This window comes from Pedobacter sp. KH_004, from assembly GCF_057840755.1.
In genome coordinates this window covers 2,271,848-2,287,694 of sequence record NZ_CM174519.1, presented here as the reverse complement: position 1 = coordinate 2,287,694, position 15,847 = coordinate 2,271,848, and the positions used below count along the sequence as shown (strand labels likewise).

Below are 15,847 nucleotides of genomic sequence, written 5' to 3'. Positions count from 1 at the left end.
CTGGTAATGAAAGCGTTTAAAATTCTGCTCATATCTTATGCAACCTTCCTGTTTCTTTTGCTGGGATTGTTTTGTTGGCTGATTGCACCAGAATATTTCGCATGCGAGAAAACAATGTTTGAAGGTGAGCAAGGTTTAACCATTTTTGGAGATCAGGTTGACTGCTCAGGTGAAAATCAAGACGTTGGTGAAGCTATGTTTCAGGTATCTTTACTGGTTTTAACTGTGGGATTTTTAATTCTAATTATTGGTTGGTATTTCTACTCAAAAGCGAAAAAGAAACTACTGATTAGCAAGTCGTCTCCTGCAAAACAAAGAAAATTACTAAGTCAGAGGCACCCATATTTGTACTTTTTGGCAATCTGGACAAGGCGATTAAAACGCCGGCTGGAATGGACTTTCGATGGCAAAAAATATGCGAAGACGAAAACTGAAGATAAATTGCAATTCAGGATCAAAAAGCATCAATCGGTATTGCTCAAAAAGCTAGGTGAAAATAATGAGCAGTTGCAATTGAACAAAATTACCAACCTCAAAATTGCTGCTGCGCAAATCAACGGAATTGTTATTAAGCCTGGCGAAACGTTTTCTTTTTGCAAGCTGGTGGGTTTACCTACAAAAAGTAAAGGGTATTTACCAGGAATGGAACTTTCATTTGGTGAAGCAAAAGCAGGCATTGGCGGTGGAATTTGCCAGATTTCCAACCTCATCCACTGGCTGGTTATCCATAGTCCGCTTACGGTTACAGAGCGCCGCCACCATTCTTTCGACCCATTTCCAGATGATGGGAGAGTTTTACCTTTTGGCAGCGGAGCCACAGTTTTTTACAATTATATAGATTACCAGTTTATCAACAACACAGAACATATTTTTCAAATTAACTTATGGTTTAGCGATAAGTGTTTGGAGGGCGAGTTACGCATTAATTCCGAATTAAACTATGCTTATCATGTCGTGGAAAAAGACCATCGATTTTTGAAAATCGATGGTCAATTTTACCGGAAAAATGAAATCTGGAGAGATAAACTGATGAAGTTTGAAGGCGGTAAAATTGTTGAAACAGAATTGATAATGAAAAATTTTGCCCGTGTTACTTATGAACCAGAAAGCTATGAGGAAATGGAGGATTATGAGAAAACCTCTCATTGAATTTGCACAAATACAAGAAAGGACTTGTGATAAATAAATCTAGATACCTCAAAACAAAAAAAAATGGCAACAGACGGAGTAAAAATTATTAATAGCGATTTGGCCGAAGACCTATATGCTCACTTTATGGATAGTTTTCAAGAAGGTAGAAATTTTACCCAATTGAACAATCAATTTTTGGATAGCAAAGCTCAGTTTTCTGAGAACACAAAAGAGTATGAGATTTGTGTTACCGTTTATGGATTAGCTTTTTGGGAAATTGGCGCTTTAACAGAAATTATGCTCCAAGAAGTGGAAACGGTCATCAACCAAAAGAATACGGTTAATTATTGGGCAAAAGGAGTTGGAAAAGAAACTGCGGAATCAAGACAAAAAGAACTAGATGAGCTTCTTGAGAAAATAAGTAAGCCCAATCTTAATCCAATTAAAAGAGTAAAAAAGCAGCCGAAACCCAATCTGTTCAATATCGGCGACGTGTTATCGTTTCAGTACCCTGACAGAAATTATGGAACAGCTTTTATAGTAGATATTTATAAAATGTCTGGCTTCAGTCTTTACTCCATTTGCCGAACCTGCGATACAACAGTACATAAGCCAACCATGCAAGATTTTTTGCAGAGTACATTTTATGCATCAGGAACACCAACAGTGGATGATTTAGGTGCAATGACTACCAAACTATCCGTTTGGGTAAACCAAGTTGAAAGAAACGAGTTGGAAAAATTTTTTGACCGTTTCAGTAAGATTGGAAAAATTGATTTTACGTTACCATGTGGGCAACCAATCATTACCAATGATTATCAAAAATTTTGTGATAATTCGATTTACGAATCACACATTGCCTACTCAAATAGCTTGGGCAGAGCTGTAGATCAGTTCAAAACAGTCGAATATGCAAAGGTGCTTGAGTAAACAGCTGCCCAATCCCGATTTTTTCTTCTCAATTGGGGCATGCTCCAAGAACTTAACTCCAACCTACCAAAGTTTGCGCATAGATTGCTTCGTTGCCAATAGCAGGCGACGCTAATTTAACCTATTTCTCAACGAATTATAACCCAAACCCAGCGAATTATAATTGGCGAAGATTATTTCTCGGCTAAATGGTATGTTTATATAGAACATAGCATTTTATGAGGACAAAAATATTTCTGTGGGCAGTTTTATTATTTTCGGGTTTGATCAGCAAACTTAGTGCACAAGATTTTTATCCAACAAATCTGACGGCTATCATTTATACCGATGACAAAATGTAATTAAGATCAATGACAACTACATTAACCACAAAGGCTTTTTATGCCAAATGATAGCACGTATGCTAAAAAAGATTTGTCTGGAGTGATACAAGTGACATCGAAAAACAGCGATAAATCTTTATAAGTTCAGATAAATTATTACCTCACAAACAAAAATTTGGACCGCTTTATAAAACGTGCCGCAAACAGTGGCCTAGATAAAACTGGTGTAGATAAATTCGAAAAAACCTATAAAGGAATTTATTATAAAATTGAGATTAAAAGAGCAGTTTCTTTCGAAAATAAAACATACAATTTAATCAGTTTTACACAGCGTAATGAGTTAGATTCTGCAAATCTAGATAAAAATCAAGAGCCTAAAAAAAGGTTTGAATATGTTGAAAGTTATCCGTTCCAGAACACCCTATGGTATTTAGACACCAAAAAAACTGAGGTTAAGAATAAAAATGAAGATATAAGCAAGTACGTAATCTCACTTACAAAAAATAAAACTACTGATGTTAAACTCGATTTTCTGGATGATTTTAATATGAAACTAACCTATGGGCCTCCTCAAAAAAAACAGTATCTCCTGGGTACTTATCATTTTTATAGAAACTCGATTGGTCATGGCCTTTACGAAAACAAAGTTCAGTTTGAAATGGCACCTGCATTTAAAAAACCAACCAAACCTTGTTATAAAGTGTTTGAGTTGGTAGGTATGGTCGAAAGCGCTCCAAAAAATACAACAAATTATTTTAGATATTGGCTTAGTTCCTTTGATTATGAAGTTAAATGGGGGAAAGGGAGCAGCTTTAACCTGACTAGAGAAGTGGATAATAACACGCCAGTATATGCTGTTCCAACTTCTAAAAACTAACAAATTGGTGATGAACTTACTCTTAAAATATTTCAGCGGATTAATGTTGCTACTCTCGCTTTCAACAATGGCTTTGGCTAGCGAATGTTATAACAATGGTACCAGCCTCACCTTTAAAATTTTGAAAAAACGTGATGGTATTTACTATCAGTTTACGCAAAAAGATCAAAATGGATTCAGCTATGTAAAACAGCAAAGTGTGCTGCTAAAAGGGATTGATGCTTCAACATACAAGGCTACGGGCGAAGATGAACAAACGCTGATGTTTGGCGATAAAAATGGTTTCTATATTCTTCCGAAGAGAGAACAATACGATAAAAACACATCGGTTTATTTTAAAATTCTTGGTGCAAACCCCAATCAGAAACATATAAATGGCAGGCTATTTTTATTAAATGGAAAATGGACTTACCTGGATGCATGGGAAAATAGCATCACTAAAGTTGTGCTAAACGAATTACCGCAAAACATCACTAATATTAAAAGTTATGCCTATGGTTTTTATGTTAAAAGTGATAAAAATGTTTTTGTAGTCAGTGTTGATCAAGCCTCGTCGCCAAAATACAAGGTTGCTATTGTTCCTGATTTAAACCCTGCAACAACGATTTATTATGCTTTTAACCCATTAAATAATGAAGATTTTCTTGCTGATGCGAGCCATCTTTATTCGATCAGGAGAGAGGGATCTGCAGATAACCTAACGCCTCAAATGCTGGCTTTGGGACTGAAAACCGATATGAATAAACTTACAATTATCGATACTAATTTGCCATCGTGGTATTTAAATGGTCAACTGCTAAAAAAACGAGAAGGTACATCAACCACAGGTAGAGATCCAGTATCAGGTGAGGAAATCGATATCGATTACAGTTTTTCTTCAGGCAAAATTTTGCAGCCACTTTATGGTAACAGTAATTACACGCTCTTTCGTGGTAAAATCTATCCTATTTGGGATGATCATTTTAGTCAGCCTTATGATGTGAAAACTAATGCAAAGAGCTTAAAACTAATTGAAGGGAAACTATTTCGAGGGGATGACTTTTATTATATCGAAGGGGATGATGATTTCAAAATCATCAGTACCAATATCTCAGCAGATGCAAAATTTTTTCCAAGTATTGGAAGCTACCTTAGTTATTTGCCAAAAGCTTTGATTGATGATAAATACATCTATTTTATTGGCGACAGGTTTAATATCCACATAGAAAATAAAAAGGCGCTAACCAGTAAAATTGTAAAGCAGTTGGGAATGTTTTATTTGTTTAACCACTCGCTATATGATGGAGAAAAATTGTATCCAATTACCGCTGATGAGGAAACCTTAACTTATTTAGGTTCATTTGTCGAAGTTATAAATGAGTGCGCTGACAGTATGCCCAATTCACCATCGGTTAAGGTTAACTATTATAATTTTTTTAAAGATGCCAATCATGTTTATTATTTCGACAATGAGAAACATCACTTGCAAATTATACAGACTGCCGATGTAGAAAATACAAAAATAGATGACTACGAAACCCTCCAGTCACTTTATAAAATTAAGGATGTGAAAGGTTCGATTAAAAAAAAAGTTAGCGAACCTTTGAACTATTATTTAATTGCTACCTGCGTGATGTTAGTGTTAGGAATTGGAGTTTATATCTTTAAAAGAAGAGATACTCATTAAAATGAATAGAAACAGCATATTTCACCTGCTAAAACGCATTCTGATTCCGATCATAATTCTCGGGATTTTGCTTGTTTTTATTTTGATTTTAAATCCAAATCTGTTCGATGTAAGCCCCATACATAAACATGAACTTGTGCCTTCCAATCCAAGTCTAATACTCAATTTATTGGCATTTTTTTATGTTCTTTATTTGGCAGTAGAAATGGTTTTGCTTTTCGTGAAAAACAAAAAAACATTGGCAGTTTGCAATTTCTGCATCTTGGTGTTATTCGCAATTTCATCATTAATGTTCCTTAATTTTTAACCAGAATGGAAAACAGAAAATGGTTTTTAATTGCTTCTGGGATAACCTTGTTAGTGAGCCTTTGCGTTATTTTTCGAATAGAAAAAAAGAGTGAGTTTATTTCAGATCTGGTTTACACATTCATAACATTAGGTATCGCAACGCTTCTAGGCATGTATGGCTTAATGGGAAAAAAATTTCTCGGTGGGTTATTAGTCCTTCTGATGAGCGTGATCATCAGTTTTATTAGTTGGTATATAGTTTTTTACAATGATTTTTGGGGGATAGTACCTGCTATTTATGGAGGCATTCCATCAGGCGTAGTTGCTGGGTTACTTTTTCTAATTACAGATGCTAATTTTTTAGCTGATGATAATAAATATAAACGCTTTATTAAAAGACTTTCAACCTATTCGGTTCTTCTAATTATCATTTCTGTACTATTTGCAAAAGGTGGCGATTGGATTTTCGAGATTTCAGAATATTTTAAAAACAAAGCAGGGCGATGAAAAAACTAATTTACACAGCTTTCTTTTTAATTATTTGTGCATCAAAGGTTTTTGCTCAAAAAACAGATAGCACAAAAACAAAATTGGTGGCTAATTATTACAAATTAAATAAAGTACAAAAGGAAGTCGCTCAATTTTATTTAATGTCGTTAAAACTGTCGCTAACGGGAATGTACACCTATTACAGAGCAAGGCCACAACTGGTTGGCATTGGCAAAGATGGCGAATTGTACAGTTTTGAGCGATACAAAACCCTTTATGAGGATGCGAAAGAATACCAAGAAGATTTCAGTATTAACCTGTTTTATATGGTAAATGTACGCACAAATAAAAAGGGCGAAATTTTCCTGGCTTACACTTTGTTAGATCCCCATTGGGATGATGCCCCAGAAGTAAAAAGTTATATTGGTAGAATTGATTTCGGTATTGAAAACAATGATTTTAAAGATTTAAAACAAATACATCGCCCGCAAAAAGTGAAAAAGTTGGGTAAAACATTTATCTTCTTTCATTGTAATAATTATGATTAGGAAAGACCAACACACAGAAAATTTTAAATGATATGATGAGCTCTAAAGTCTTGCCTGTATCAATCGCAATATTACAGCTGCTGAGTTTGGCACATTTATATTATAGTTATAAGTACGGCAGCAGTCAATTCCCAGTAGCATTTATCGAGCTCAATATTTTGGCATTGGTTAATCTACCTATATTAATTATGGCTTTGATTTATGCCAATAAGTCGAAGCAAAAATCTGCAATATGGTTAATGCCAGCAACGCTGGCTTTTATTGTGGTTTTGCTGCTTACAATTTGTTATATTGTAATGCTGGCAGATAAATACGATTAATCGAGATCCAATGCATAAAAAGATCATTGTAACATTAGCGGTTTCCTTGCTCTGTTTTATTGTAGCCGTTGTTCTGATGTTTTCCACCAGCGGTAAATATTATAAAACTTTCAGTCCGGATAGGCAGTATTCTGTTTATGCCTCCAAATACTTTTACGAACGTTTTTTATTCAAGATGCCTGGCGACTCTGGCGATGCTTCAGGCAAGGTTTACTTATACGATGAGATAAAACATCAGGTAATTAACAGTGCATCTGTAGCTATCATGTGGACGATCACCGATATCCAGTGGGAGGAAGATAAAGCCTATTTTGTTGGCGAAGACGCTCCGACCATATCAAATCCCTGGCTTTTGCCACGTGCCATAAAAATGCCTTACACCAAAACTGAAGAGCAGGATACCATAAAAACAGTGAAGGAATATAGTTCATTTGATAAAATACAGTCTATCACCATTCTTAAATCCATCAGTTCTTGCTGGAAACCATTAAGTTATCAAGCATTCGATGATACGGGTAATAAGATCTCCAGCTGGACAAAGCGTTATTTTCAATCACCAAATAGCACTTGCGATTTTACGCCGTATTTTATGCATGCTTTAGAATTTGACAAAGGGGCATTGGTTAAAGAGTATTCGTACAATGCGGCATGCGATGATTGCGAAACCTTTCCCTGTGGCACAGAAAGTACTTGGGATCATGATGGAAAAGTGATTGCAAAAAAGGTTTACAAAGGTTGTGAGATATTTAAAAGCAAACCTTAACCAGTTCTTTTCAGTTCATGCATCGATCCATTAGTTTCTTTCCGAAAAACAGTAAAAAGCCAGCGAATTATCATTTAACTCCAGCGAATTCACATCAGCTAAAATACTTTAATGCTGAAACTTTATTTTTAGAGTTATATTGAACTTAGCGACTAAAAAAATGCAATCAGTTCCTGGAAGAAAATCGAAATCAAAAAAAATATTGAAAATTGTTGGCCTATCTATCATAGGTCTAGTTATTATCATTATTGGGATAGAATATATGTACAAAGACAGTTTAGAAAGTCCGATGTATAAGGTACAGCAATATTTAACCTATAGCAAAGAAGATTGGGCTAATTACGAAAGTATGAAGCGTATGCAGGCCGAAACAAATACAAGGCCGAATATGGTAGATGTGTTGATAGAGGCACCTCAAAGTCCTGTAGATACAACGATGTGGACGAATGCCATCAAAAATAAGGATTTCATTCCTGAGAGTGTATTGGAGGATATCAATAGATATAAAAAGCGAGATTTCTCTAAGCTCAAAATTGACGAGGATAAACCAAGTGACGATGAAGCACAACAGGCAATTGTTAGAAATTATCAGAATGAAGTGACAAGCTTGCTTTTAAAATATAAAGCCCATATAAAAATTGGAGCCTGTTATGCTGCCCCTTTACAAAAACTGGATGGAGATACAGAAATAGCCAGAGTAACGGCAATGGTTTCGGCATTTAATAAAGAGCATGGAAACCTGGGTAATATTCAGGCGCCTTTAAATGTAATTTATGATTTTGTAAAATATCAATCAGACGCTACAACCTGGCACCTGGCCGATTTTAGCCAAAGCATTCCATATGATTATGTATTAAATAAAAAACCATGGTAAGATTTTCAATCCTTTCTTTGCTGATTTTGTCACTGCTTTCTTGCACTAAAAAAGAGCAAGATCAAGCCAAGAAAACCCTGTATTTAACCACCAGCGCAAATGATGTATATGCATTTAACCTGGCAGACAAGAAGTTGTTGTGGCATGTTGAAGCGTTTAATAAGGCAGAAAATGATGAGGTTAACTTTTTTACCGTTGACGAAAAACATTTGACCAAAGCTTATATCGATGGCTCAATTATACAACACGATAAAAAAACGGGCAATAAGGTGTGGGAAATAAAAGATACTGATGGGCCAGAGGCAAAGCTCTATAATTTTGATTTCAATGAGGTAGCATTTCGATTGTTTTACCAATACCCATTATTGGTAAACGGCAATCTTATTTTTGCCAACAGCCACGGTGAAATAAAATCGATAAACATAGCGACTAAAAAAGTGAATTGGATTTATTACAATCCCAACATCATTTATTCGAGTCCTAAAGTGTTACAAAACCTGGTAATGGTCAGCTTAAACGGAAGTATGATTGCGATTGATATCAAAACCGGCAAAAAAGTTTCCTCTGTTAATTATGATGAAAACGAACCTGTTACCAATGAAATGGTGATCGATGGTGGTAATATTTTTACACTTAGTCAGAACAATTTGTTATCATCCTTTACACCTGAATATAATTCTATTTGGGATTATAAAGCAGACAATACTTCGCAAAGTTCTACCCACAACATGCTTATTACAGACAAAGCCGTGTATTTTGGCGGCTCCACCTTATTTGCCGTAGATAAAGAAAAGGGGGAGTTGCTTTGGAAAACCGAATTGTATAAAGATGACAATGCATTGCTTAGTGTGGCCAAATGTGATGATGGCGTGATGGTGAGCACCCGAAAAGAGTTATTAAAGTTAGATGACGATGGCAAAATTGTAGCTCGTAAAAAACTGGCTAACGAAGCTTATGGCATCCTTTATCTTGCCAATAACAACTATTACTATACTTGCCAAAACGGGGTAATGTATAGCATTGATGCAGGCTTGCAGCATGAAGCGGTTTTTTACAAAGGCATTAATATAGATCCCGAACACAGGGTGGATAATACCTATATGTTTGCGGAATAGGATGCTGCAGAAATTATAAGAGCCGAATTCATTTACAACAGATGAAAAACTATATTTTGATTATTGCCTTACATCTACTTACCTCTTGCAATGCCCAGGAAGGGCCTAAACTTACTCCAGCCGAAAAAAAGGAACTTCAGGACTTTTTTGGCGTAAAAGAAAATGTGAAGGAAGTAAGTACTAGCATAGAAGCCTTAACAACGCTGGGTAAAAGACAGTTTACTACAGCTACAACGTTTTACAAAAACGGAGCGCCAAAGGAAACCAAGATGTACGAGAATGGTAAATTTAAAAGCACTGAACCTTGGCGGGCGAGCGAAAAAAACGACGACAAAGGGTGGGAATTCATTGAGAGATTTGATGATAAGAAACGCGTAATAAAAACGATTAAATACAATTCTGGAAAGATTGTTTCTGAAATCGACTTTAAGTATGAAGCCTCAGGAAATAAAGTTGAAGAATTTGATAAAGTCAGTAATGTCAAAAAGAAATTTAAGTATAATAGTTTCCATAAAATAGCCGAGGAAGTAGAGTATCAGCAGAACGGTGAGTGGTACTCGAGAAAAAAATACAATTACGATGCGAAAAAGGACAATGTCGAAACCTTGGTTTACTACTATCCTGAAGAAAAAGTGCCCAATGGCAGACTAGTTTATCAATATGACAAAAATGGCGACATGATTAAATGTGTCACCTACGATAAAAGCAATGTAGTTATTGAAACTAAAATTCGAAAAATATCATATTACTAAGAGAATATCAGGGAAGGTTGGGATGAGTCAATTTTAAAATTACCTTTTTACCTATAATATAATATATCCCCAAAAACATAATTGCATTTGGGGATATAAAATCTATGCAGCATGTACTACTTCGAAGCCACCGTACATGGCCATCTCTGCAGAATGTTTAACGGTTAATCTTAGTTTCATTTTTTCTATCAATTCTTTAGCTGCGGTAATACTTCTGTAAACATCGTTATTGCCTCTTATTTCTATCCCTCTGCTCAATAACTTAAACTTACTTGGCTGAAATTTTTCAATAAACTGTTGAAGATCGTTTGGTGGAGTAGTTGTCTTTTGCATATTATTCGTTTTTAGATAACAGTTAAAGGACTTACCTTAACATTTGTTTGATTGATTTTTTCAACATCATCGGGTTTTTAACATTTTGATAAGGATGTGCTTGATTACCTGTGATTTATTTAATTATATTCTTTCGATTTTAATTTTTGAAAGCCTTTTTCTTCTAGACACTGTTGTTTTGTTAAAAATCTAATTTGTTATGAATACGGATCCAAAACACAAAATTCAGAATGATGATCAGGATGATCAGCATAAAGAAACAGGCTATAAGCAAGAGACAAACGAAGACAACGATGTTCAGGAGGGGCTAACAGGCGAGATGGATGAGGATGAAGATGTAGCTGGAGATTTAGCTGGCAATGCAGCCGGAAACCCTGAAGACTAAATTTAATCTTCCACTTTTACAACTTTAGTAGTAAGATAATAAAAGTTAGCTATGGCTATCGGTGCCCTGGCTAGCTTTATTAATCAGGCTCCAGGCAAATAGAGTCCAAATACAAATTACTGTACTAATTCCCAACTCAAAATCTGAAATCTTTTGTGAAACGAATACTGCAGCAGCAGATATCAGAGAAGAAAATAGGAAAAATAGGAAATTTTTCATAATGATCTGATTTAGTTGCTGTTAATTATCGTGAATATAGCAAATTGACTTTTCTTTCCCAAATATTTAATAATATATTTTATTAATAGCCAGTTATTTAGCTACATTTTAGGCTGTTTTTGAGAATTTTCACTATTGTATCTGAATTTCATCTAAGATCCAAAGCTTTGTCGCAAAAAAAAAAGGTGCACCTGAATATTTTCTGCTGCACCGACTAAATAAGTTTTCGTATTTTTTGATATTAAGATTTATCTATGCGATACAATCTTCCACCGTCAGTTATTGCATATAAACAATTATCGCTACCCTGCGTAATATCCCTAAACCTTTGATTCTCGCTTGCCAGCAATCGCTCTTCGCCAATTACCCTATTATTTTCGATGACTAGACGGACGATATGCGTACCGCTTAGGGCAGCAATGAACAAATTATTTTGCCATTCAGCAATTCTATTGCCAGTATAAAAAACCATACCGCTTGGAGAAATAACTGGATCCCAATAATAGGAGGGTTGTTCCAGGCCATTTTGCTGTTGTATGGCACCGCCAATAGCGGCTCCACTGTATTCTATTCCATAAGTAATTGTTGGCCAGCCGTAATTTCGTCCAGCTTGCAGCCTATTAATTTCATCACCACCACGCGGGCCATGTTCGCTTTGCCAAATTTCTCCGGTAGTCGGATGAAGGGCCAACCCTTGAGGATTTCTATGTCCAATGCTGTACAGCTCTGGCAATGCTGCACTATTAGAAAATGTCGGGTTTGCAGATGCAGGTTGCCCACTAGTATTAATACGGATAATTTTACCAAGTCCTGCAGTTACAGACTGTGCAAGTGGTCTTGTTGCCAGGTCTGACCGTTCACCCGTACTTACAATCAAATTCCCTGTTTTATCGAAAAGGATTCTGCCGCCATAATGAAGAGTTCCATTATAGGCTGGCCCAGCCCGATAAATTACTGTTGCGTTTTCTATTGACAGTTCATTCTGTGCCAAACTTCCTTTTGCAACCGATGTTTGTGTGCCACCGGTAACATTTTCTGAAAATACCCAGTATACCATTCTGTTGCTGGCAAATTGAGGATCGATACATAAACCAAGCAATCCACCTTGCCCAGCTGGATTAACTGCTGGTATACCCGTGATGGGGCCACTAAGCGTACCAGTTGTAGTTGCGATGCGCATTGTTCCAGCCTTTTGGGTTATTAACAATCTGCCGTCAGGAAGTGCTGCCACTCCCCAAGGTGCATTCAATCCTGTACTAATAGCCGTACCTTGAAATGCAACTGTTGTCCGCACAGCTCTTACTCTGGTCTGGCCTGCAAAAGCAGGAGAGTAACTGGTATTTGGAGCAGTAGTTTCAACACCTGGCCCATCGCTAATACCAGGGTCAACTTCTTTTAAATTTTCATTTTTCGAGCAACTAGATAAGATCAATAGGAAAAATCCTATAAAAATGGAGTTAATTGTGAATCTCATAGGTATGTATTTAGTTTCCTATTATGATTAACAGAGCAATAACTAATTGGTTTGCAAATATTTAAAAACTCCACTAGCCGGTATATATAGTAAGCTATTTTCACAAAAAAAAGATCAGGCTTGGGGTGCCCTGATCTTTTGCTGTAGGTTGATATCAATTTATACCGCGGTGTATCCACCATCAGTAATAATGTATGCACCTGTTGTAAATGATGATTTATCAGAACTTAAAAATGCAACTAAATCAGCGACTTCCTGAACGGTTCCCAATCTATTAATGGCACTTTTTGCAGCTATCGCTTTTAAGCCTTCTTCATTTAAATTTGCAGTAAGTAAAGGGGTTTCGATATAGCCAGGGCCTACAGCGTTACATCGAATGTTTTTCTGGGCATATTCTACTGCAATATTTTTAGTTAAACCTACTACAGCATGTTTGGAAGCCGTGTAAGCTGGACTATTTGGTGCAGCTACCTGTCCGTGAATGGAAGCGATATTAACAATGGAACCACCTCCATTCTTTTCCATTTGAGCCAGTTGATATTTACAGGCATAAAATACACCATTTAAATTAAGATCAATTACCCGATCCCATTCCTCTGGCTCGTATTCAGCTGTTGGTTTAGCTGGTCCGCCCATGCCTGCATTGTTACACGCAATATCCAGGCGACCATACCTTTGAACGACCTCATCTATCAGCCTTTTGTTTTCTTCAGCTTTGGAAGAATCTGCTTTTACTGCAATTGCTTCGCCGCCAGTGTCTGTAATTAATTTGACTGTTTCAACTGCATGTTCTTCATTGATATCAGCCACCACCACTTTCGCACCTTCTTGTGCATAGGTAATGGCAATTGCTCTGCCAATTCCTGAGCCGGCGCCTGATACCAAAGCCACCTTGTTTTTTAGACTTGCCATATTATTTGTTATTATTATACAGAAGTAACGGTTCTCTAAACTTTATGTTTGTCAGCAGAAAGTGTTTTATAAAACCTAATGGATAAATGATCGAAGGATTTAAGATTTACATCTCACGGTTTAAAAGTATGGAAGTATTTTTCAATTAATAAAACATTAAATGAACGATGTTGTTGTAAATCCATCTACCAATTATAGAATCATAATTTACTATGGAAAATCAAGAAAAAACAGTTGAGGTATTAAATGACCTTATTCAAATTAACAACGACAGAGCAGATGGTTTTGATAAAGCATCGAAAGATTTAAGCGATGAGAACATCGATTTAAAAGCGACTTTTGAGAAACTTTCTTCAGACAGTAGAGACAACGTGACCGAACTTGCAGGTCTTGTGGGTAGGAATAACGAAGATCCAGATACTGGAAACACGATATTAGGTACATTGCACAGAGCTTGGATCGATATCAAAGCAAGTTTTGGTGGTGATGATCGCCATAGCATTTTAGCAGAATGCGAAAGAGGTGAAGATGCAATCAAAAAAGCTTACAGAGATGCACTTCAAGAAAACGAATTGGGCGAAAATGTAAGAACTGTTTTGTTAAAACAACAAGATGGAATTAATATTAGCCATGATGCGATTAAAGCATTAAGAGATGCACATAAAGCATTATAAAATTTAACCTGAAAGCCCGCTGAAAGATCTCCAGCGGGCTTTTTTTTGTCATCTTTTTTGGATGAGGTTTTCTAAGTTTACTCAGCGAACTTGATTCGCTGTAATAACAAAAATCTATCTCTCGTGGTGTCGCGTTCTATTTCTACTTTACTCGGCAAACCAATTCGAAGATATTCTTGTTTTGCCCCTGCTGTTTGTTGCGGCCAATTCACAAGCGTTACCTTGTTGCTTCCTATATTTGGATTACTATTGTGAATAAAATTTGAGAAATAAGCCTGCATTTGTTCCGAAACCTGATAGTCTGCCGGCTTCCATGCATAATTTTTTTGTACTTCTAAATTCCCTAAAGCATACTCAATTTCAGCTGCGTGAAAAGCAGAACCTGTAATAGCTCTATTAATCATTTTCTTAAGCAGCACCTGAAAAACGTTGCCATCTTTAATGGTTTTTGGTGTTAAACCAGGGTGGGGTTGATCAAATAAGTATCGATAAACAGGTGCTGAGCTCTTTGCATGAAGTTCTGCCAACCGCCAGGTACCAAAATTAATAAGCCAATCGCTACCTACTTTTGCACCTGCTATTTTTGCCTCCTTCTTCGTTTTTACTGGATAATATTTTAGTACCTCGGCTGCATCTTCTCCATAAATTTTTCGCACTCTCTTATAAAAGTTTTCTGGTGTCGCCCTTTTTAACCTGTAAAAAGCCAGGGAAGGTACTTCATCAGCATTCCAGCCAACAAGTAACGGAACTTTAGCTTGTTCACCAGCTTCGAAAACCTCCGTTGGGAATTTTGGTAAAAAGTAACCATCAACCGTTGGCTTAAAGCGCCGTGGATCTCCTTTAGATGCAAGCTTCAGCAAAGTTTTTTCATCAATGGATCTCATTTCTTCAATGGAAGTGCTTTTGGTGAAAAGGGCAAAGTCAGTTCCCAGTTTTTCTGATGCTTGTTTTGATCTGATTAGTCTTCTTGAATCGAGTAAAGAACTGCTTTGTGCGATGGCCGCAGAAAATAACCCTTTAGATAACGGCGAGGCCATATGAGCGCTTATAGATTGAGCGCCAACAGATTCGCCACCAATAGTGATGTGTTTCGGATCTCCACCAAAAGCACTAATATTTTTCTTTATCCACTTCAATGCAGCAACCTGATCTAACAAGCCATAATTACCCGATGCACCAAATTGATTCTCTTTACCCAAATCAGGATGCGCTAAAAAGCCAAAAACACCTAATCGGTAATTGATGGAAATATAAATAATACCCTTTTTCGCCATGCTTTCGCCATCATAAGCGGGTTGAGATCCATCTCCATGAATAAATGAGCCGCCATGAATAAACACATAAACCGGATGTGGCTTATCGTCACGTCTTGCAGTGGACCAGATATTAAGATAAAGGCAATCCTCACTCATGGTTTCTGATCGAAACTCGTATAAGATACCAGATTTTTGAACTGGACGGGCACTAAAATCTGTCGCTTTGCGTATGCCAGACCAGTGGGCTAGCCGTTGAGGTGCTTTCCAACGTAATGGCCCAAGGGGTGGCGCAGCATAAGGCACACCTTTAAAAACAAATACATCGTTTTCAATTCTGCCTTGTAATTTTCCTTCATTAACAGTTACATATGCAACAGATGAAGGTGAAGACTGCGCAAAAGATTTATTTAACGTAGTGAAGAAAATGAGCAGGACGATACTTACTTTAAGTATGCAATTGGGCTTGATGGGGATATTCATTTGTATCACAAAGATAGATAAACTCACCATCAGCAATA

18 protein-coding genes are annotated in these 15,847 nt (G+C 36.6%); 13 read left to right on the top strand and 5 right to left on the bottom strand.

Annotated features, from left to right (window positions below):
• Nucleotides 1-6: 6 nt before the first annotated feature.
• From AC3ITD_RS09800 to AC3ITD_RS09750, 11 genes are all read left to right on the top strand, one after another.
• A complete protein-coding gene (locus AC3ITD_RS09800) occupies nucleotides 7-1,149 on the top strand; it encodes a VanW family protein (protein ID WP_489366065.1) in 1,143 nt (380 codons plus the stop codon).
• Nucleotides 1,150-1,212: 63 nt separating this feature from the next.
• Nucleotides 1,213-2,061: a hypothetical protein gene (locus AC3ITD_RS09795; protein ID WP_489366063.1), complete on the top strand. Its 849-nt coding sequence runs from the start codon at nucleotides 1,213-1,215 to the stop codon at nucleotides 2,059-2,061.
• Between the two features lie 498 nt (nucleotides 2,062-2,559).
• Nucleotides 2,560-3,261, top strand: a complete 702-nt coding sequence (locus AC3ITD_RS09790) for a hypothetical protein (RefSeq protein WP_489366061.1) — start codon at nucleotides 2,560-2,562, stop codon at nucleotides 3,259-3,261.
• A gap of 10 nt (nucleotides 3,262-3,271) precedes the next feature.
• Nucleotides 3,272-4,927, top strand: a complete 1,656-nt coding sequence (locus tag AC3ITD_RS09785) for a hypothetical protein (protein WP_489366059.1) — start codon at nucleotides 3,272-3,274, stop codon at nucleotides 4,925-4,927.
• A 312-nt stretch (nucleotides 4,928-5,239) separates the two neighbouring features.
• Nucleotides 5,240-5,722, top strand: a complete 483-nt coding sequence (locus tag AC3ITD_RS09780) for a hypothetical protein (RefSeq protein WP_489366057.1) — start codon at nucleotides 5,240-5,242, stop codon at nucleotides 5,720-5,722.
• Nucleotides 5,719-6,252, top strand: a complete 534-nt coding sequence (locus AC3ITD_RS09775) for a hypothetical protein (RefSeq protein ID WP_489366055.1) — start codon at nucleotides 5,719-5,721, stop codon at nucleotides 6,250-6,252. Before AC3ITD_RS09780 ends, AC3ITD_RS09775 begins: the two co-directional genes overlap by 4 nt.
• 32 nt (nucleotides 6,253-6,284) lie before the next feature.
• Nucleotides 6,285-6,572: a hypothetical protein gene (locus AC3ITD_RS09770; protein WP_489366053.1), complete on the top strand. Its 288-nt coding sequence runs from the start codon at nucleotides 6,285-6,287 to the stop codon at nucleotides 6,570-6,572.
• Nucleotides 6,573-6,582: 10 nt separating this feature from the next.
• Nucleotides 6,583-7,335: a hypothetical protein gene (locus tag AC3ITD_RS09765; protein ID WP_489366051.1), complete on the top strand. Its 753-nt coding sequence runs from the start codon at nucleotides 6,583-6,585 to the stop codon at nucleotides 7,333-7,335.
• Nucleotides 7,336-7,495: 160 nt separating this feature from the next.
• On the top strand, nucleotides 7,496-8,209 hold the full coding sequence (locus tag AC3ITD_RS09760; protein WP_489366049.1) for a hypothetical protein: 714 nt from the start codon (nucleotides 7,496-7,498) through the stop codon (nucleotides 8,207-8,209).
• On the top strand, nucleotides 8,203-9,324 hold the full coding sequence (locus AC3ITD_RS09755) for an outer membrane protein assembly factor BamB family protein (protein WP_489366047.1): 1,122 nt from the start codon (nucleotides 8,203-8,205) through the stop codon (nucleotides 9,322-9,324). The genes AC3ITD_RS09760 and AC3ITD_RS09755 overlap by 7 nt, the downstream gene beginning before the upstream one ends.
• A 41-nt stretch (nucleotides 9,325-9,365) precedes the next feature.
• Nucleotides 9,366-10,076: a hypothetical protein gene (locus AC3ITD_RS09750; RefSeq protein ID WP_489366045.1), complete on the top strand. Its 711-nt coding sequence runs from the start codon at nucleotides 9,366-9,368 to the stop codon at nucleotides 10,074-10,076.
• Nucleotides 10,077-10,178: 102 nt separating this feature from the next.
• Here the strand turns inward: AC3ITD_RS09750 and AC3ITD_RS09745 are convergent, their stop codons facing one another.
• Nucleotides 10,179-10,409: a hypothetical protein gene (locus AC3ITD_RS09745; RefSeq protein ID WP_463485965.1), complete on the bottom strand. Its 231-nt coding sequence runs from the start codon at nucleotides 10,407-10,409 to the stop codon at nucleotides 10,179-10,181.
• A gap of 199 nt (nucleotides 10,410-10,608) precedes the next feature.
• On the opposite strand from AC3ITD_RS09745, the gene AC3ITD_RS09740 reads away from it, so the two are divergent.
• Nucleotides 10,609-10,794 (top strand): hypothetical protein, encoded by a 186-nt coding sequence (locus tag AC3ITD_RS09740; protein WP_265800583.1) that lies wholly within the window; start codon nucleotides 10,609-10,611, stop codon nucleotides 10,792-10,794.
• Between the two features lie 45 nt (nucleotides 10,795-10,839).
• Here AC3ITD_RS09740 and AC3ITD_RS09735 read toward each other — a convergent pair whose 3' ends face one another.
• The 3 genes from AC3ITD_RS09735 to AC3ITD_RS09725 form a co-directional block, all read right to left on the bottom strand.
• Nucleotides 10,840-11,013, bottom strand: coding sequence for a hypothetical protein (locus tag AC3ITD_RS09735; RefSeq protein WP_463485967.1), 174 nt, complete (start codon nucleotides 11,011-11,013; stop codon nucleotides 10,840-10,842).
• 241 nt (nucleotides 11,014-11,254) lie between these two features.
• On the bottom strand, nucleotides 11,255-12,487 hold the full coding sequence (locus tag AC3ITD_RS09730; protein ID WP_489366042.1) for a PQQ-dependent sugar dehydrogenase: 1,233 nt from the start codon (nucleotides 12,485-12,487) through the stop codon (nucleotides 11,255-11,257).
• A gap of 159 nt (nucleotides 12,488-12,646) precedes the next feature.
• On the bottom strand, nucleotides 12,647-13,399 hold the full coding sequence (locus tag AC3ITD_RS09725) for an SDR family NAD(P)-dependent oxidoreductase (protein WP_265800578.1): 753 nt from the start codon (nucleotides 13,397-13,399) through the stop codon (nucleotides 12,647-12,649).
• Nucleotides 13,400-13,611: 212 nt separating this feature from the next.
• On the opposite strand from AC3ITD_RS09725, the gene AC3ITD_RS09720 reads away from it, so the two are divergent.
• Nucleotides 13,612-14,073 carry a PA2169 family four-helix-bundle protein gene (locus tag AC3ITD_RS09720; RefSeq protein ID WP_265800575.1) on the top strand — a complete coding sequence of 154 codons (462 nt, stop codon included), beginning with the start codon at nucleotides 13,612-13,614 and terminating at the stop codon, nucleotides 14,071-14,073.
• Between the two features lie 77 nt (nucleotides 14,074-14,150).
• On the opposite strand, the gene AC3ITD_RS09715 is transcribed toward AC3ITD_RS09720, so the two are convergent.
• Nucleotides 14,151-15,809: a carboxylesterase/lipase family protein gene (locus tag AC3ITD_RS09715; protein WP_489366039.1), complete on the bottom strand. Its 1,659-nt coding sequence runs from the start codon at nucleotides 15,807-15,809 to the stop codon at nucleotides 14,151-14,153.
• Nucleotides 15,810-15,847: the final 38 nt, after the last annotated feature.

Excerpts from the sequence above, each read along its gene's own strand:
- AC3ITD_RS09725 (WP_265800578.1), bottom strand. The coding sequence starts at position 13,399 with ATGGCAAGTCTAAAAAACAAGGTGGCTTTGGTATCAGGCGCCGGCTCA.
- AC3ITD_RS09795 (WP_489366063.1), top strand. The coding sequence starts at position 1,213 with ATGGCAACAGACGGAGTAAAAATTATTAATAGCGATTTGGCCGAAGAC.
- AC3ITD_RS09760 (WP_489366049.1), top strand. The coding sequence starts at position 7,496 with ATGCAATCAGTTCCTGGAAGAAAATCGAAATCAAAAAAAATATTGAAA.
- AC3ITD_RS09755 (WP_489366047.1), top strand. The coding sequence starts at position 8,203 with ATGGTAAGATTTTCAATCCTTTCTTTGCTGATTTTGTCACTGCTTTCT.
- AC3ITD_RS09745 (WP_463485965.1), bottom strand. The coding sequence starts at position 10,409 with ATGCAAAAGACAACTACTCCACCAAACGATCTTCAACAGTTTATTGAA.
- AC3ITD_RS09775 (WP_489366055.1), top strand. The coding sequence starts at position 5,719 with ATGAAAAAACTAATTTACACAGCTTTCTTTTTAATTATTTGTGCATCA.
- AC3ITD_RS09740 (WP_265800583.1), top strand. The coding sequence starts at position 10,609 with ATGAATACGGATCCAAAACACAAAATTCAGAATGATGATCAGGATGAT.
- AC3ITD_RS09720 (WP_265800575.1), top strand. The coding sequence starts at position 13,612 with ATGGAAAATCAAGAAAAAACAGTTGAGGTATTAAATGACCTTATTCAA.
- AC3ITD_RS09730 (WP_489366042.1), bottom strand. The coding sequence starts at position 12,487 with ATGAGATTCACAATTAACTCCATTTTTATAGGATTTTTCCTATTGATC.
- AC3ITD_RS09785 (WP_489366059.1), top strand. The coding sequence starts at position 3,272 with ATGAACTTACTCTTAAAATATTTCAGCGGATTAATGTTGCTACTCTCG.
- AC3ITD_RS09780 (WP_489366057.1), top strand. The coding sequence starts at position 5,240 with ATGGAAAACAGAAAATGGTTTTTAATTGCTTCTGGGATAACCTTGTTA.
- AC3ITD_RS09765 (WP_489366051.1), top strand. The coding sequence starts at position 6,583 with ATGCATAAAAAGATCATTGTAACATTAGCGGTTTCCTTGCTCTGTTTT.
- AC3ITD_RS09750 (WP_489366045.1), top strand. The coding sequence starts at position 9,366 with ATGAAAAACTATATTTTGATTATTGCCTTACATCTACTTACCTCTTGC.
- AC3ITD_RS09770 (WP_489366053.1), top strand. The coding sequence starts at position 6,285 with ATGATGAGCTCTAAAGTCTTGCCTGTATCAATCGCAATATTACAGCTG.
- AC3ITD_RS09735 (WP_463485967.1), bottom strand. The coding sequence starts at position 11,013 with ATGAAAAATTTCCTATTTTTCCTATTTTCTTCTCTGATATCTGCTGCT.
- AC3ITD_RS09800 (WP_489366065.1), top strand. The coding sequence starts at position 7 with ATGAAAGCGTTTAAAATTCTGCTCATATCTTATGCAACCTTCCTGTTT.
- AC3ITD_RS09715 (WP_489366039.1), bottom strand. The coding sequence starts at position 15,809 with ATGAATATCCCCATCAAGCCCAATTGCATACTTAAAGTAAGTATCGTC.